Here is a 16,048-nt window from a genome sequence, read left to right as displayed (position 1 = left end):
AGAAGCTTGATGAATATTAAAAACAAAATATGGTTTAAAACGGCGTTGCTGTCCATTTCCTTAGTCCTGACATCAGCGAGTGCTATTTCGGCTGTCATCCCGATGATGCTGAACCAATTACCGGGAGTCTCCAGTTCGCTGATTGAAAGCGTAGTTACGATCCCGTCCTTCTCGATGATGCTGTTTGTGCTGCTGAGTGGTCCGATCTCTTCTCGCCTGGGTAAAAAAAATACAGTCCTGCTAGGACTTTTGCTCGTGGTCATCGGCGGAATACTTCCTATGCTCACTACGAACATTACATGGATTCTCGCGTTGCGTTTGGTGCTAGGAGCAGGTCTGGGGATGTTCAATTCACTGGCTGTCAGTTTAATTAGTGATTTTTTTGAAGGGGACGAACGTGCTCAATTGGTAGGCTTTCAAAGCGCTGTACAAGGGCTCGGAAGTAGCCTGGCTACCTTTGTGGCAGGACAGCTTGCCCTAATCGACTGGCCGTTTGCCTTTTTATGCTATGCGATCACGATTCCGATCGCACTGTTATTCTTTTTTATCATCCCTGAACCAGAGCGCGAGGAGCCTACAGTGAGCTCCATAGGAACGGGTCACAGAGGTGGGGGAATATCTCTATCTGTACTTGGATTAGGAGCTGCACTTTTTCTGTTTATGACCTTTATTATGATTGTGTATACCAAAACAGGCATTATGATTGCTGAGAAGAGTATGCCTAATGCAGGATTTTTAGGGACCGCTTTGACGCTGTTCTCCTTGTCGACTATGATTGCAGGCTTCTTGTTTGGTAGAATATATAAATGGTTCAGAAATTACGCTCCTTTTATCTCCAGTTTATTAACAGCAACAGGTTTTGTCTTGCTCTGGTTTGCTCAGAGTGTGACGATGGTTACGGTTGCCATGCTGATCATTGGCTTTAGCTTTGCACTGTTTATTCCCTATATTTTTACCATACTAACTAAAATCGTACCTAAGGGCAGTGAGACGATATCTATTTCAATTGCAATGGTGGGCTCCAATTTGGGAGCGTTTGCTTCGCCTTATATCATCAAGTTAGTTGGGGTGTTGTTTGGGAATGAAACTGCCTCGTTTGCCTTTCTCGTTTCAGCGATTGTATTTATGATTGCTGCGCTCCTCTGTCTGGGAATCACTATTAGAGGAAAGGAAAGCAAAACACAGACGGCAGTTCACAGTTAATGGGAGTCTGAAGGAGGAGTCTGTGTTTATGAACCTGCATGAGTTGGATCAGTTGCTGAGAAGTAAAACTGAAATTGAGCTTCTGCAACAACAAAGCAATCAGGTGATTAATGATCTCTCCAAAGAATCGGAGAATGAGCGATTTTTTGATATGAATCTGAATATGTATCGAATGCCCGCTTTATTCTTTTTCGGAGAACATGATATTTATATTAGCAAGCACAACAGGTTTGCTCCGATGCTAGAGCACATGCATGAATTTATTGAATTAAACTATGTTTACTCAGGTAAATGCAACCAAATTATAGCGGGCAAAGAGATTCAGCTTTGTGAAGGTCAAGTGTGTGTTCTGGATAAGGATGTGCCGCACAGCATCTCTCCTTTGGGAGAAAACGATATACTGATTAATATCCTGCTGCAAAAAGAAACGATCTCGTCCCTCTTTCTACAGCGGCTATCCAAGAAAAAAAGTTTGATCGGCGAGTTTCTCGCCAACTCTGTCCTCCAGCATCAGCATCATAATCACTTTATTATTTTTGAGTCGCAGCATAATGAGAACCTTCAGTATATATTGCGTAGAATCTTAATCGAATATTTTTCCAGGCAAGAGGACTCTATGGAGTTGGTCAAGGCTTATTTGCCAATTGTATTTGGAGAATTGGTTCGTGTATTGGAAAGCGAGCATAATATTCATGTAAACCAACAGGAAAATCATATTACCTCTATTCTGAATTATATGGAAGAGCATTATCAGCATTTAAGCCTTCAGCAATTATCTAACCATTTTAATTACAATAGCACGTATTTAAGTAACAAGTTAAAAAAAGTAACGGGTCTTACTTACACTCAGCTCATTGCCAACATTAAGCTTAATGCCGCCTATTCTTTGGTTGTGAATACCAACCTGCCGTTTGAAATGATATTTAAGCAGGTTGGATATAACAGCATGAGTTTTTTCTATAAAAAATTTAAGACCGCGTATGGTGCCACCCCGCAAAATATCCGAAACAAACAAATGAGAAAATGAAGAATACACAAGGACGTCCAATTTGAATTGGGCGTCTATATGTTATAATATCGGCAAATTCATAAGCTAGTAATGTAAAGGGGGATATCCTTGGAAGCGGTACTAAGACGGAACTGGCCAGAGTGGAATGGAACATTGCAAAGACGAACCGGGGGCTGGAATAATACGACGTATTTTGTTAAGAGCGGTGGGCGAAGCGGGGTGCTGCGCGTCTACGATACACACAGGGATCGGGACAAAATTGAATTTGAGCATGCGGTTTTGCAGGCGCTGAGCAAGCAATCTCTATCCTTCAGGGTTCCAATGCCAATTCGAACGATTACAGGAGAGACACTTGCACAGGTTGACAAGGATAGTGGCAAATATGTGTGTCTATTCGAATACATAGAAGGTATATCACCCTTGGAGCAGGACCCTAGCTTTGCCCATTCTTTTGGCGAGGCTGCTGGTGAACTATCTGCTGTACTTGCAACACTTAATCTTGATATGACCCCAGTCTATCGGCCGTATTATGCTTTGCAGCAATCCTATCCATTATGTAGCCCGGAAGTAATCCAAGGCTTTTGTTTAAACCCGCCGGAGCCTCTCAAGAATTTACATGAAGAGCTGCGCCTGATAGGAAAAGTATATGAAGAGATTACAGATTCACTTCAAGCATTGGAAGAGTTGCCGCATCAGCTTGTACATGGAGATTTGAACGCTTCTAATTTATTAGTAAAGGATTCTGATCATAGCCAGGTGGCTGCACTGCTTGATTTTGAATTTTGCACGTTAGACGTTCGGGTGATGGAACCGGCGGTCATCTTATCAGGATTTTTGGGGCAACCGGAGGAGACAACGGCTGTTCGTGATTTTTGTCGGGGCTTCAGCCGCCAGATCCGTTTAAGCCAACCCGAGATCGACGCTTTGCCTGTGTTGATGCTGCTTAGAAAGGTAGACGTATTTCTTCATTTTGTGAGTCGCTTTCTGGAAGGAACAGATCAGCCACACGTATTGCAAGAACAGGCCAAACAGATCACAGCCGACTTGCTCCAACTGTCTACCAGCAGTAGCTGGATTCAGGAGGAGTTGGCCCAAGCGGAACAATGTATGAATAAACGAGCTACATGCCGTGTTATGTTATAATTTCTGGAATAACAGAAATGAAGTCTATTGAATTAAACTCGGAACAGGAGGAGCATATGAATAGTTGGTTAACCAACGCGTTACGACCCTATTTTGGGCTGGAGACGCTGGAAGAACATTGGGACGTGGTAGAAATTAAAGAAGGATATTTTATTTGTATGGATGGAGATGTTATTCGCAAGCGAATTTCTTCTAAAGAGGATGCTTATGGAGAAGCTGATGTAGAGATTTTTACCCGTGATCGGGCAGTTGTTCTGCCTAAAACGGCTCGTGGCAAAGAGAAAAAACTGAACTATACAAGTGTTTCGAGCATCTCAGCAGAAGGTGTGACCTTTTCAGCAGGCATTCGAAGAGATCGTCCTATTAGTTATGTTACTGCTGTGAATAGCAAAACTGGCGTGAGATTGCCCATCACTGGATGTGAGCATTTACATAGTAAAGAAGAGATCATGGATTGGCTTCAACGTTACCCGTCACTTGTGCCTAACGATTATGATCGAAAGCTGGATCGATTAAAGCATATGAAAAACCAGCGTTATAAAACCATCCCGGGAGACATCTTTCGTGTGGAAATAGACCTTTTTACAGATGGGTATGTATTGGTCGTCGGTGATTTGCGCCAAATGCAAAAGGATCAGTTGTTTGCAAAGGAGAGCATATGGAACAGTGTCATGACGATGCCTTTATTCGTACGTCCGTATTTGTGTACAAGTCGTGACCGTTCAATAACTTTGGAATCCATCACAGCCGCCCCGTTATCGGATACAACCTGGATTGTTATGGATGATTCCTTTATGCGAGGGTCCTACGAGTGGGTAGGGCATAAAGCATTGGTAGAAGAGGATATTGTGTTTCCGATGGGTTACGGCATTAGCACGGATAGCAGTAAAGAAAGAATATATAGGCTGTCCTGGGGAACGGGCACGATTTCCAAACCGGAAGGGGAGACAGTGTTCAAGTCTTCGCGGGAATTTTTAAATAACGGTGTGTATTCAGGTATTATTACGGACTGTTTTGGTCCTTGGGAAGAGCGGGAGTGGCACAAAACGCTGGATAATCCGTTGTATCGAGAGGAGCGTCGAAAAGCACTGGCCGAATTCGGATTCCCGGAAGACATTTCGTACGATGAGTTCAACCGCCAAACGGGAGGCCTGACGCGTTCGGAATATCTCGCATACTTGACAAGAATCTATAGCGGAAAAAGAAAGAAGAAATGACACGGTTATACATCCTTTTAGGAGGGACCAATGAAATATCTTAAAGATTGTCCGGAACCAGGCATGGGAACCTGGTATTTTGAAATAGACTCAGACGGTGTAGCCTATCGGCAAATTGTGATCCAAGATGACGGTACTTTTATTGCTTCTAATCGTAAGCACGAGCAATATCATTTCTTGTTAGCCGAGAAAGCAATTGATGATACAGAGCCCTATTATACGAAAATTACAAAAAAAGAGTTTGAAGAAATCTGGTCTAGCAATCTTCACACCTTTAACAAGGAATGGCATCAAGTCAAAACCGTACTGCCGGTTGGGATTAAGGTAAGCGGATATATTGAAGCATTTTTTCCACACGGAACACTTATTCATATTTTCCAGCACAATGCAGTCGGATTGGCAGACACCCATTCATATGCGGAAAAGACCCCATCTGAGTGGATGTATCCGAGGCATGAGATCACGGCGATTGTCCAAGGCTACGACGAGCTGAATCAGTGGGTGATTTTAGAGCAAACGCAGGTTTTCGAAAATCAGTTCACAGGTTGAAAGATGGATATCGGAATACAGGAAGGAGAATGGATATGCATACGTTAACGGTTGATGAGCTGGTGGATCAGGACAACCATGCATGGGAAGAGGTCAGAAATATTCTGCAAGAAGGGAATAATCCATATCGTATTGTACTGGCAGAATCGGAATCTGCTAGGGGAGATTCGCTCTACCGTTTGCAAGTGAGCACAAAATCGTACTTGGGAACGGTTGCCTATGAAACAGGAGGGATCATATTTGACCACGGATGGATCACCTTACTGGGTGCAGGTGGGCCTGAAATTTACGGTAGTTTGGCTTCGTGGAACGGGCTGCAAGAGCCAGTGAGCGTCCCTGCACTTGGGGGAATGCTGATTGTGGCCTATGATGCAGCAGGTGGCTTCTTTGGATTGGATACAGGGAAGTTTGGACGCAGCGGCCACATCTACTATTTTGCACCGGATGCATTGGAGTGGGAATCCACTGAACTGGCCTATTCCGGTTTCTTGAGCTGGTTGGCTGAGGGAGATTTGGGCTTGTTCTACCAGACATTCCGTTGGAATGGTTGGCAGTCGGATATGGAGCAACTTCAGCCAGGAGAGGTATTTGCTTATTATCCGCCGCTATGGACTCAGGAAGGTGGCGGAGAGACCAGCCACAAATCACCTATAGCCATAACAGAAGCGTGGCAGGCGGTGACGGATCGGGAATAGCCGCGAGTGGGGAGGGGGACATAAGATCATGAATCATTCCATTCAATCCAAACTGGTGCAGCTGAATGAAATACTTTCTCAAAATAACATTGATCATTACTACATTTATGATTATACAAGTCGCCCCAAGCTGGTACTAGCAGGGAGCTTTGACTTTAGCTATTATCACAACATAGAGATTACATTTTACGAGGTCTCGTTTCTTTCCTGTCCGGGCGGTGTATTTTCAATTGAATGCTTTAGACTGGCTAATGACAAGGAATTGGAAATGTTAAAAACCGTCTCTTACGGATTTCATGAGGGGCCTGTGATTTGTATGGAGGATCAAACGTTCGGCACTCGATTTTTTATTGCTGCTGAAAGCTTGGATTACGAGCTCAAGACCGTTTTTTACTATAAACGTGAGAACCTTCAACCTCATGAAAGTGTGGCTGAATGGGTTGAAAAAGATGGAGAAGGTTGAAAAAGGTAGCAACAACAACTTTTAGAGACGTCAAGGCAGGGAGGTTGGTTATTATGTGGAGAATTCATTTTGAGCAACAGTTTGTAAAATGCCCGGAAGCAACTGGTGAACAAATCGGGGATTTTTTGAGCACATGGAACATCAAGCTATCGGAGCAGGAAATTCACGAAATCCAACAAAGACAAGTGAACCCTTTCCCGAAATCGTCTCCATTTTATGATCAATATAAACCGCTAGATCCTGTGGGCTGGCATCTGCCCCAAGAACAATTTCCTGATAGTTACATAGAATTGCTGAAATACTCTAATGGCGGGGAATTTCAAAATGGAGAACGTTATTTTCAATTTTTCAATACCGAGGATTTGAGAGAAATGAACCTCGCCTACGAGCTGCCAGAGTATATGGCCGGAGCCGTGTCGTTTGCGATGGATGGTAGTGGAAATCACTATATGTTTGATATGAGAGAAGAAAAAAGAAACAACGAATATCCCATTCTTTTTGCTCATTCTGGTAGCTTGGGGTATGACGAATGTGAACAGGTTGCCCATTCATTTATAGAGCTGTGTACGGAAAAATGGGCATTATATTGATAGGTACATGATTCTGCCCAATATATAGCCAATAGCGAGAAGTCCATTGAATTGGATTTTCTCGCTATTGTGCCGTATGCTCACGTCCCTATAGCTGAATTTGAGCTAGTTGTTCGAACAACGAATCGACGGTCTCGGAATTCTTGCACCAAGCTATCTTACATATGTGGTGGCCTGATTGCCAGCGTAATCTTCAAGCACGATCTTTAGCGAGCTGGTACGAGAAGTAGGGGTAAAAGTGAGTTCACTTAATTTTGTTCTTCCCCGGACAATGTAAGGAAACTTTTTTGATACATAAGTTACACCAAATAGTTTGGGCACATCGTTTTCGTATACATATAAATAATGCCAGTCCTTCAAGGTGGGTAGAGCAAGCGTATAGGTTGATCCGGTGACTGTCACATTCTCTTTTGCATAAGGCTCTATCATCGTGTCTGCGAGCTGCCCGGTATAGGCTACAGGTTCATGATTGCCGATGGCGATACGTAGGGTGTAGCGATCACCATTTGTGGGCAGATCGGTAAACGTAGCCGTTTCATCGCCATTGTCCGCCGTAATGGTTTTCTGGAATACGGTGTCCGTATAGTCGGTGATTAAGGTCAATTTAACCGTTCCGTCTGCTTTAGATGGATTTTTCCACGTTACTGTGGCATCCCCGTTTTTTTTCGTCTCCACCTTAATATGACTGACGGCAGCATTCAGATCGTAGCTTAATCGAGCCGGTTCGCTTTCCGTTCCATCAGCCCCAACTGCGGTAAGCATTAATTCACCGGATTTATGGTTTAGGGATTTAATATAATAGGTTGAGTCATAAATTCCGCCGATATAGGAGCCGTTCTCATACAGATTGTATTGTTTAACTTTGGAGTAATCCTCAAGGTCCCAGGCTACGAGCATTTCGTTCGTATCGGTCAGTGCCTTGGTGATTTTAAATCCTGTCGGCGCGGATGGTTTCCGGGCAGAACCGTCTGTTATCTTGATTTGGCCGATATTCATCTGATAGTTTTTGATTGTTTTATTCGTATTATCAAAAGATAAACCGAAAGCTGCAATTGTTTTTCCTTGATAGGGGCTCAAGTCCAAATTGCGGCTAACCCAGCCTGTGGTTTGTTTACCAGAGTTAGGGATGCTGACTTTTACGACTTGGCCAGGGTTATCCTTGAACATAAGTCCGATGCTCAGTACTGAGCTGTCATCAGAGGAAGGCTTATTGTACGTGATGGATAAGTTTGAATTCTGATTAATCGACAGATCCGTTTTATACAGGCGTAAAAAGTTATCTGAATTCAGCTCTCCGTTCACGACAAGGGAGCTGCCGCCCTGATAAGCGCCCACAGGCTGATAGGTAAACCGAGTACCTTTGGTATAATTCGGGCCATAGTCGTAGTCAACCGAGAGCGGTTTACCTTTGGTATCGAGCCACCATTGCCAGGTCACCGGGATATCCTGAATATTAATGTTGGACCATTCCTTCGGATTGGAAACAACTCCATTCACTACATACTGCAAGCCATGGCCGGTATTGAAGCTGGTGTTAAAATGGGAGCCACGGATGACAGAACGTTCAGCGATATATGCTGCGATACCGTCCCAGTTTGCGCCTGAAGCTTTTACATCAGACAAATCTACACTTGAGTTTCTTTGTGCACGGACGGGATTTTGATTCGGACCGGACCACCAGACACGGTCGCGGATAAAGGTCATCCATTGATAGGCATTGTCAGCTCTGCGATTGGTGTCCTGCCCGCCAAGCTCTTCATCCAGCGCATTATGTGTGAAATCGGCTCCCAACGTTGCGATACTGTTCATCGGCTGCCCGTTATCACCAATGTTCAGACGAAGGTCGTATTTTTGCTTCCATCTGCCAAAGTCACCATTCCCGCCCTCAATCCCGGCAAAAACAGTTTGAAGAGGGTTCAGACCCAATTGCTTGGCATGGTCGCGGGAGCTTTTCAGCTTCGCTTTGTCCCACCAATAATTCAGAAAAATAGAATCGGACACCTGTCCATATTGCTTGTCTTTGACAAACGGGCTGTTCACGGCATTAAACTCATTTTGATAAGCAATTTTCCCGGTTTCGTTTACGGTGGAGTCGTACCATTGCACATACATACCCTGATCCCGTAAGTATTTCATAAACTGTTTGTACCGGGGGATATCCTCTGTAGCTACGCCTTTTGAAGCTTCCTCCTGGTTGATGAAGTAGCCGTCATAGCCATAATATTTCGCCATTTCGATCAATTTTCTGGCTACCGGAAATTCTCCCTGAGCATCCTGTACGAGCATTTGCTTATACGTTTGCGGTCCACGGTCATTATCCGAGAAAAAGATACAGGCGATGGAGAGAACGCCGTTTTTGTGCGCCGCATTCGTATAACCCGGATTTGGAATGTTCAGAATGCCGAACTCAAACCACTTTTCCGTCCAATCCTTTTGGGGATCGTATAGCTCTTCAGGGACATGAGCGGTAGGCATGCCATGCCAGTAGCCGTAATAGTCGGTATACTGCCAGTAATTGAACAAATATTGGCTGAATTTATTGGTATAGGGATAGCTATCGAAGAAAGCGTTGCCATAATCCCCGCTGAGTGTAAACATTTGCGTGTCAGGGCTTAAAGCAGGCTGAGCCTGTGTGGCTGCAAAGGGGCTGTTTCGTTGTTGCAGTGGGACACGGGCGCGAAGCATATCTCCATAGACATCTTGGGTGGGAGTCCAGTCCAAAATATGTGAGCTGGCGTATCCATGCTGATAAGGCTGATTCGGTCCTTTGGCGCTTTCTCCTTTATACGGGAGGGTATCGCCTGCATACACGGATGGAGAGAGGGTTTGACTGAACAGGACAGAAGTCAAAACCAGAGCAGTCCATTTTAAAGCGAACTTGTGAACCTTGTTACGTTTCATAGCTCATCCCCCTAACGAGTATTTATCCCCCTAAAGATAATCAATAAAACGGTTTTTACATAGAGGATAAATTAAAGATATAGCGTTTAAATTAAAGAAAATCGCGTTTTTCATGAATGCGCTTACTTATCTCCTGCGAAGGACATGGTATACTTTATTCACGCATCACGATTCTGGAGGGCTTATACCATGAAAAGGGGTACTAGATACACTGCTTATTTTAAAAACAACATGTTCCTGAGGATACTAGTGTTGTTCTCCTGTATTGCGATTTTGTCCATCATTACAATTGCATATGTCACGTATGTATCCATTTCGCAATCCATTGTTCGGCGGGAACTGGATACCCAGAAAGCAGCTATGGAAAGTATTGACCGTTATATCCATCTCCGGCATGAATCCGTCCAGAACATGGTGCGAGATATGTACCGGAATGAGGTTCTCTCAATGAATGTTTCCTTTTTTATGGACCACGCGTATTCCGAATATGTACAGCACCGCATGGACGAAATGTACATGGAGAGTCATGATTACTCAACAGATGTACTCACCTATTTTAAAAATTGGTTGGATGAAAATAGCGATATCAGCAATTTGATTTTGTACAGTGCCGACCAGCAATATCTGTCTACTTTCAATGAGAACAAGCAATTCAAGCAATTCCCGGTGCATGCGGCGCGTTCCTTTGTACCGGATGTGATGGCTGCAGAAAGCAAAAGCGTCTCTACTCCGAATTACTGGATTCGGAAGGCGGTCGATCAGTGGAGCCCCTCGTTATATTCGTTACAAGTCCCCATTAACAATAAGCAAACACTCAAAAATACCGGTCAGCTTCTAGTATTTCTAAATTCCAAAAGTATCTCCAATGCACTTGCCAGCTACGGGAACAACCTGAAGGGAGAAATTATCGTTCTGTCCAGCAATGGAACCGTTCTGTTCGATTCAAGGAATAACTATTACGGAAAAACGTACCCTTATGTCGAAGTGACCCGATCATTATATGACGATGTGGATTCCGATGCCGGGATCATTCAGACGAAGAAAAATATGTATATTAACAAGCTGATTTCTCCGGACGAAGGATATGTCGTGATTGGGGCAGTCCCCCATGAGGAAATGGCTCAATCGTACCGGGGCATTCGTAATACGATTTTGACCATCAGTGTCATCTGTATTCTGTTTGCTGTGCTGTTCCCTGCATTCTTCGTCATTAACTTTGCTAAACGAACGAATCGGATTATTAAATTCACTCGTCAAGTAAAAAATGGTGACCTCACAGCTCGCATTCAGGACCTCCGAGAGGATGAGTTGGGACAAATCTCTCGAAGCTTCAACGATATGCTGGACGAACTTAATCTATATATTGAACGGGTGTATAAAGCAGAGATCAAACAAAAGCAAACGGAGCTGGTTGCCTTGCAGGCGCGTATTCATCCACATTTTTTGTATAACACGCTTGAAGTGATACGTATGAGGGCCATTTCCCAGGGGGCCAAGGATGTAGGAGAAATGATCTATAGCTTATCCGTGTTGTTCAAAAGCCTGGTTCAGCAGAAAAAAATATACACGCTTAAAGATGAATTGGAGGCTTGCAGATTATATCTTGAGTTGTTCAGAATACGCTACAAGGAAAGGTTCAATTACACGATTACGGTCGACCCCGAGTTGTATACCCGCTCTGTCATGAAGCTGATGCTTCAACCCATCATTGAGAATTATATTGTTCATGGTATCCAAAGCGACCGGAATGATAATGTGCTGACCATTGATGTGCGGGAAACGGGGGAGGTTCTGCTGGTTGAGATCCGTGACAATGGGAAGGGCATTAAAGAGAAGCGTTTGAAAGAGATTTTGGAGGAACTGGAACGCCAGGAGGAAAACGGACAAATGTTTGGACTACGCAGTGTGCACACCCGACTTCGGTTTCTACACGGAGCCGATTACGGGATTGAACTGGAGAGCCGCAGCGGTGAGGGAACGACGATTCGGGTACGATGCCCCAACAGGGAAGGGATGGATGCCATATATGTATAAAGTATTTATTGTAGACGATGAGCCTTTTATCATTGAAGGATTATACGATATTGTGGATTGGACCTCTTTTGGGCTAGAAATTGTCGGACATGCGGAAAATGGCTCTTTGGCGCTGGAAGCGCTGGCCTCCAGGCCCGTGGACATACTTATTACGGACATTTCCATGCCAACGATGAATGGTCTCAGGCTGATTCGTGAGGCGAGAAAGCTGCATGCTGACTTGAAGGTGATTATTTTGAGTGGATTTAATGAATTTGATTACTTGAAGGAAGGCATGAAGCTGGGCATCGAAAATTATCTTCTGAAGCCGATTAATGTGGATGAACTGGAATCCACTTTATGCAATACAAAGGAGAAGCTGGACAGGTTCCAGATGGATCAACGACATGAGACGTTCGGGGTGCAGGTGCTTAAGGAAAATACGTTGTACCGTTGGCTGACAGGGCAGATTGCGCCTACCGAATTTCAGGAACGTGCTGAATTGATAGGTTTTTCGTTAAATATCCCCTTCATGGCGGTAGCCGTGTTACGGACGGAGGGGGATTCGGTAGGAATGCATCAACAGTTAAGGCAGTACATTCAGCATCAGCCCAACTTAACATTGTTTCTCGATGTTGATGCGGATAGTGTGCTCATTGCCGCACTGCCGAATTATGATGAGGGCAGACAGGACTTGATTATGCAGTTGGAGGATTTTTCTGTTCAGTGGTCAACGGACGGGGAAGAAACAGTTTATATCGGGATAGGCAGCGCCGGTTCGCTTGTTGCTACTCCACGCAGCTATAATGAAGCTAAAAAATCACTGGAATATTTTATGCTATATGATGACCGCCGGATCATTGACTATACGTTGCTAGAGGAGGGCGGGGGAAATGCTGGCGAGACTTGTTCCATCGAATGGAAGGATTATGCGAAGCTGATTATAGCAAGAGACCTAGATGCGCTTACCGCACGGATTCAGAGTGATTTTGAGCAAATCCAGCATCTTGAAAGGGTTACCCCGGATGAATTGCGGAATATGGCGCTGGAACTGGTGATCCGGTTCAAGATGGAACTGGAGAGCATCAAGCATTCCAATGAGTCGGAGCGGTTTCAGCAGGGGTTGCACCAGATAAAATGCTGTACGACATGGGCAGAGCTGGTGAGCGCGCTTCAGCATGTGGCGACAGAGACGGTGAATTCACTACTGCAAGATATGAAAAACCCTATTGTAAGTCAGGTGTTGTCCTATATCCATGTTCATTATGCCAAGGAGCTATCGTTAAAAATATTAGGATACCAGTACAACCTTCATCCCGTTTATCTCGGTCAGTTATTTCATAAGGAAACGGGCGAAACCTTTGCTGAATATATCAATCAATACCGGATTAAAAAAGCCAAGGAGCAGCTTAAAAGCACAAATCTCAAGGTAAACGAAATTGCGCGGAACGTAGGGTATTGGGAAACGGGATATTTTTATAAGCAGTTCAGAAAATATGTGGGCATTTCCCCGACAGACTATAAAGGATTGGGATAAATACCAGGTGTACATGGATTTCTTTAATTTGTACCTTGGTTTATTAAGTTTATCTTCTTTATGAAAGTGCTTACATTAGTTAAGGTTAACGTAGTTGCTTCATCAATGAGGATTTCGCAAAAATCCTGAAACAGAAATGAATGAAACGACAGGGTCAGATTCCATTTCATAAGGGAGGATCATACATGGGTAAAAGCAAAAGAAGCTACTCGTTTGTTCTAGTGATGTGTATGGTTTTGACGCTCATTCTCAGTGCATGTGGAGGAAGCAGCGGTGGCGGGGAAACGACGAATGAGGGAGCGGAAAAGCCGGTAGAGCTGATCTGGTATACCATTGGTACACCTCAAAAAGATGTAGATCGGGTGATGGAAGAGGTTAGCAAGTACACCCAAAAGAAAATCAACGCCACGATCAAAATGAAAATGGTCGATTGGGGCGACTACCCACAAAAAATGCAGGTGAATGTGGCTTCGGGAGAGCCCATGGATATTGTATTTACGGCTTCCGGTGGTTTTGATTATGTACAAAATGCCAGAAAGGGCGCATTCATGGAGCTGGACGACTTGCTTGACAAGTACGGTCAGGATATTAAAAAGACGATTAATCCTGCGTTTCTGGAAGGCTCCAAGGTGGATGGTCATCATTATGGCATTCCTGCCAACAAGGAGCTTCCACAGCAAGAGGTATGGCGGTTCAATAAAAAATTGCTAACCCAATACAAGCTGGACCTTTCCAATGTCCGCTCGCTGGATAGCCTGGAGCCACTGCTCAAAACGATTAAAGAAAACGAGCCCGGCGTAACGGCATTCGGTATGGACAAAAACTATGTTCCCTATGTTCCATATGACTATATCATTCAAAACCTGCCGATGGCTGTCAAACTGGATACTACGGACTATAAAATCGTAAACATCTTGGAAACACCTGAAATGAAGCAGGCGCTGACGACGATGCATAAGTATTACAAGGCCGGATATGTATCACCGGAAGCTGCAACTACAGGCTCGACTAATGATTTAACTACGTCCGGAAACTGGTTTCTGGATCGTGCGCAAACTCAACCACTAGCCGATAATCTATGGTCTGCCAGCTACGGCTATCCGGTGATATCGACACCTGCCAGTGATCCAATTGTGACCAATACGTCTGTTCAGGGCTCCATTATGGCAATTTCGGCTAACTCGGCAAACCCTGAAAAGGCGATGCAGTTCCTGAACCTGCTGAATACAGATCCAGTATTACGTAATATGGTTGACTCTGGTATTGAAGGAGTGCATTACAAAAAAACAGATGGCCAATATATCGAAAATCTGGCTGATTCCAAAAATTATGATATGCCTTCGTATTCACTCGGTAACAATATGCTGCTGTATCTGAATCCGAATGATCCTGCTGACAAATGGGAGCAATTCAAGAAGTTCAACTCGGAAGGAAAAAACTCTCCCATCCTGAGCTTCAACTTTGACAGCAGTAAAGTATCCACGGAGATGGCAGCGGTGCAGAACGTCAAAGAGCAATTTTGGGCTTCGCTGATGACAGGCACGCTGGAACCGGAAACGAATCTCCCGAAAGTAATTGAGAAATTCAAGCAGGCTGGGCTGGATAAGGTGATGGCGGAAGCGCAATCCCAGCTTGATGCCTGGAAGGCACAAAACCGCAAATAATCCTTTAGGTTGTGAAATAAAAGCGAGATCGGGCGGGTGTAAGTTACGCCCGGTCTTTTTCCAATAGCTATTTTAGCTGATTTTCTCATTACAGATTGGGAGGGGATACCTATGGCCGCATTTTTCAGAAATGTGATTCGAAACAAAGTTATGCTGTTCATGGTGCTGCCTGGCGCTATCTGGTTCTTTTTCTTTTCATATCTGCCGTTGGTTGGTACTGTGGCTGCCTTCAAGCAATATCGTTTTAACAGGGAAGGATTCTGGGCCAGTATTTATACGAGCAAATGGGTGGGCTGGGATAACTTCAAGTTTCTGTTCAATAACAATGATGCCTATGTCATCACGCGAAATACCCTTTTGTATAACCTGGTCTTTATTATTCTTGGACTTGTGTTTTCAGTCGTTATGGCTATTCTGCTCTCCGAGCTGATTAATAAACGGTTGGCGAAGCTGTACCAGACAGGCATGTTTCTCCCATATTTTCTATCGTGGGTCATCGTGGGCTACTTTGCCTTCAGCTTTCTGAGCATGGATCGGGGAATGCTGAATCAAGTTCTCGCAGGGTTTGGCATCGAGCCGATTCAGTGGTATTCAGAGGCCGCCTATTGGCCTTATATCTTGATTCTAGTCAGTCTATGGAAGGCGATCGGTTATAACAGTGTCGTTTATCTGGCTTCAATTTTGGGGATCGATAAATCCTTGTATGAAGCAGCCATGATAGATGGAGCCAGCAAGTGGCAGCAAATTCGTAATGTGACGATCCCTTTGCTCTCGCCGATCATTATCATTATGACGCTGCTTGCAGTCGGACGGATTTTTTATGCGGATTTTGGTTTGTTCTATCAGGTTCCGAGGGATTCGGGCACCTTATATTCAGTAACGAACGTTATCGACACTTATGTATATCGCGGTTTGAAAACGACAGGCGAAATCGGGATGAGCACGGCGGCAGGTTTGTATCAGTCGGTGGTTGGCTTCGTTCTCGTCATCCTATCCAATTATGTTGTGCGAAAAATAGATAAAGACAGCGCTTTGTTCTAAAAAAGAGGAGAGGGGTGTGGACT

General features: G+C 44.3%; 13 protein-coding genes. 12 read left to right on the top strand and 1 reads right to left on the bottom strand.

Annotated features, from left to right (window positions below; translation table 11 throughout):
* Window positions 1–9 precede the first annotated feature (9 nt).
* From HFD99_RS04120 to HFD99_RS04085, 8 genes are all read left to right on the top strand, one after another.
* Window positions 10–1,203, top strand: a complete 1,194-nt coding sequence (locus HFD99_RS04120; RefSeq protein WP_123797479.1) for an MFS transporter — start codon at window positions 10–12, stop codon at window positions 1,201–1,203.
* A gap of 28 nt (window positions 1,204–1,231) precedes the next feature.
* The gene (locus HFD99_RS04115; protein ID WP_123797478.1) at window positions 1,232–2,230 is read left to right on the top strand and encodes an AraC family transcriptional regulator; all 999 of its coding nucleotides are present in this window, start codon (window positions 1,232–1,234) and stop codon (window positions 2,228–2,230) included.
* 90 nt (window positions 2,231–2,320) lie between these two features.
* The gene (locus tag HFD99_RS04110; protein WP_019688172.1) at window positions 2,321–3,355 is read left to right on the top strand and encodes a phosphotransferase; all 1,035 of its coding nucleotides are present in this window, start codon (window positions 2,321–2,323) and stop codon (window positions 3,353–3,355) included.
* 56 nt (window positions 3,356–3,411) lie between these two features.
* Entirely contained in the window at window positions 3,412–4,572 is a 1,161-nt protein-coding gene (locus tag HFD99_RS04105) for an immunity 26/phosphotriesterase HocA family protein (protein WP_123797477.1), read from the top strand.
* Window positions 4,573–4,602: 30 nt separating this feature from the next.
* Entirely contained in the window at window positions 4,603–5,121 is a 519-nt protein-coding gene (locus tag HFD99_RS04100; protein ID WP_123797476.1) for a hypothetical protein, read from the top strand.
* A 35-nt stretch (window positions 5,122–5,156) separates the two neighbouring features.
* Window positions 5,157–5,816, top strand: coding sequence for a DUF2625 domain-containing protein (locus HFD99_RS04095; RefSeq protein WP_019688169.1), 660 nt, complete (start codon window positions 5,157–5,159; stop codon window positions 5,814–5,816).
* A gap of 28 nt (window positions 5,817–5,844) precedes the next feature.
* The gene (locus HFD99_RS04090; RefSeq protein WP_019688168.1) at window positions 5,845–6,279 is read left to right on the top strand and encodes a hypothetical protein; all 435 of its coding nucleotides are present in this window, start codon (window positions 5,845–5,847) and stop codon (window positions 6,277–6,279) included.
* Window positions 6,280–6,332: 53 nt separating this feature from the next.
* The gene (locus tag HFD99_RS04085) at window positions 6,333–6,869 is read left to right on the top strand and encodes an SMI1/KNR4 family protein (protein WP_123797475.1); all 537 of its coding nucleotides are present in this window, start codon (window positions 6,333–6,335) and stop codon (window positions 6,867–6,869) included.
* A gap of 153 nt (window positions 6,870–7,022) precedes the next feature.
* Here the strand turns inward: HFD99_RS04085 and HFD99_RS04080 are convergent, their stop codons facing one another.
* On the bottom strand, window positions 7,023–9,770 hold the full coding sequence (locus tag HFD99_RS04080) for an endo-beta-N-acetylglucosaminidase (RefSeq protein WP_123797474.1): 2,748 nt from the start codon (window positions 9,768–9,770) through the stop codon (window positions 7,023–7,025).
* 189 nt (window positions 9,771–9,959) lie between these two features.
* Between HFD99_RS04080 and HFD99_RS04075 the strand changes: the two genes are divergently transcribed.
* The 4 genes from HFD99_RS04075 (at window position 9,960) to HFD99_RS04060 (ending at window position 16,025) form a co-directional block, all read left to right on the top strand.
* Complete coding sequence (locus HFD99_RS04075; protein ID WP_025365483.1) at window positions 9,960–11,804, top strand: sensor histidine kinase; 1,845 nt, start codon at window positions 9,960–9,962, stop codon at window positions 11,802–11,804.
* Window positions 11,797–13,320 (top strand): response regulator transcription factor, encoded by a 1,524-nt coding sequence (locus HFD99_RS04070; RefSeq protein ID WP_123797473.1) that lies wholly within the window; start codon window positions 11,797–11,799, stop codon window positions 13,318–13,320. Before HFD99_RS04075 ends, HFD99_RS04070 begins: the two co-directional genes overlap by 8 nt.
* A gap of 185 nt (window positions 13,321–13,505) precedes the next feature.
* Window positions 13,506–14,984, top strand: coding sequence for an ABC transporter substrate-binding protein (locus HFD99_RS04065; protein ID WP_123797472.1), 1,479 nt, complete (start codon window positions 13,506–13,508; stop codon window positions 14,982–14,984).
* 111 nt (window positions 14,985–15,095) lie between these two features.
* Window positions 15,096–16,025, top strand: a complete 930-nt coding sequence (locus HFD99_RS04060) for an ABC transporter permease (RefSeq protein ID WP_090889623.1) — start codon at window positions 15,096–15,098, stop codon at window positions 16,023–16,025.
* Window positions 16,026–16,048: the final 23 nt, after the last annotated feature.

It is taken from the genome of Paenibacillus sp. EKM301P, assembly GCF_011800295.1.
GTDB lineage: Bacteria > Bacillota > Bacilli > Paenibacillales > Paenibacillaceae > Paenibacillus > Paenibacillus polymyxa.
The sequence above is the reverse complement of the archived record's forward strand: the minus strand, read 5'-3'. Positions and strand labels throughout refer to the sequence as shown.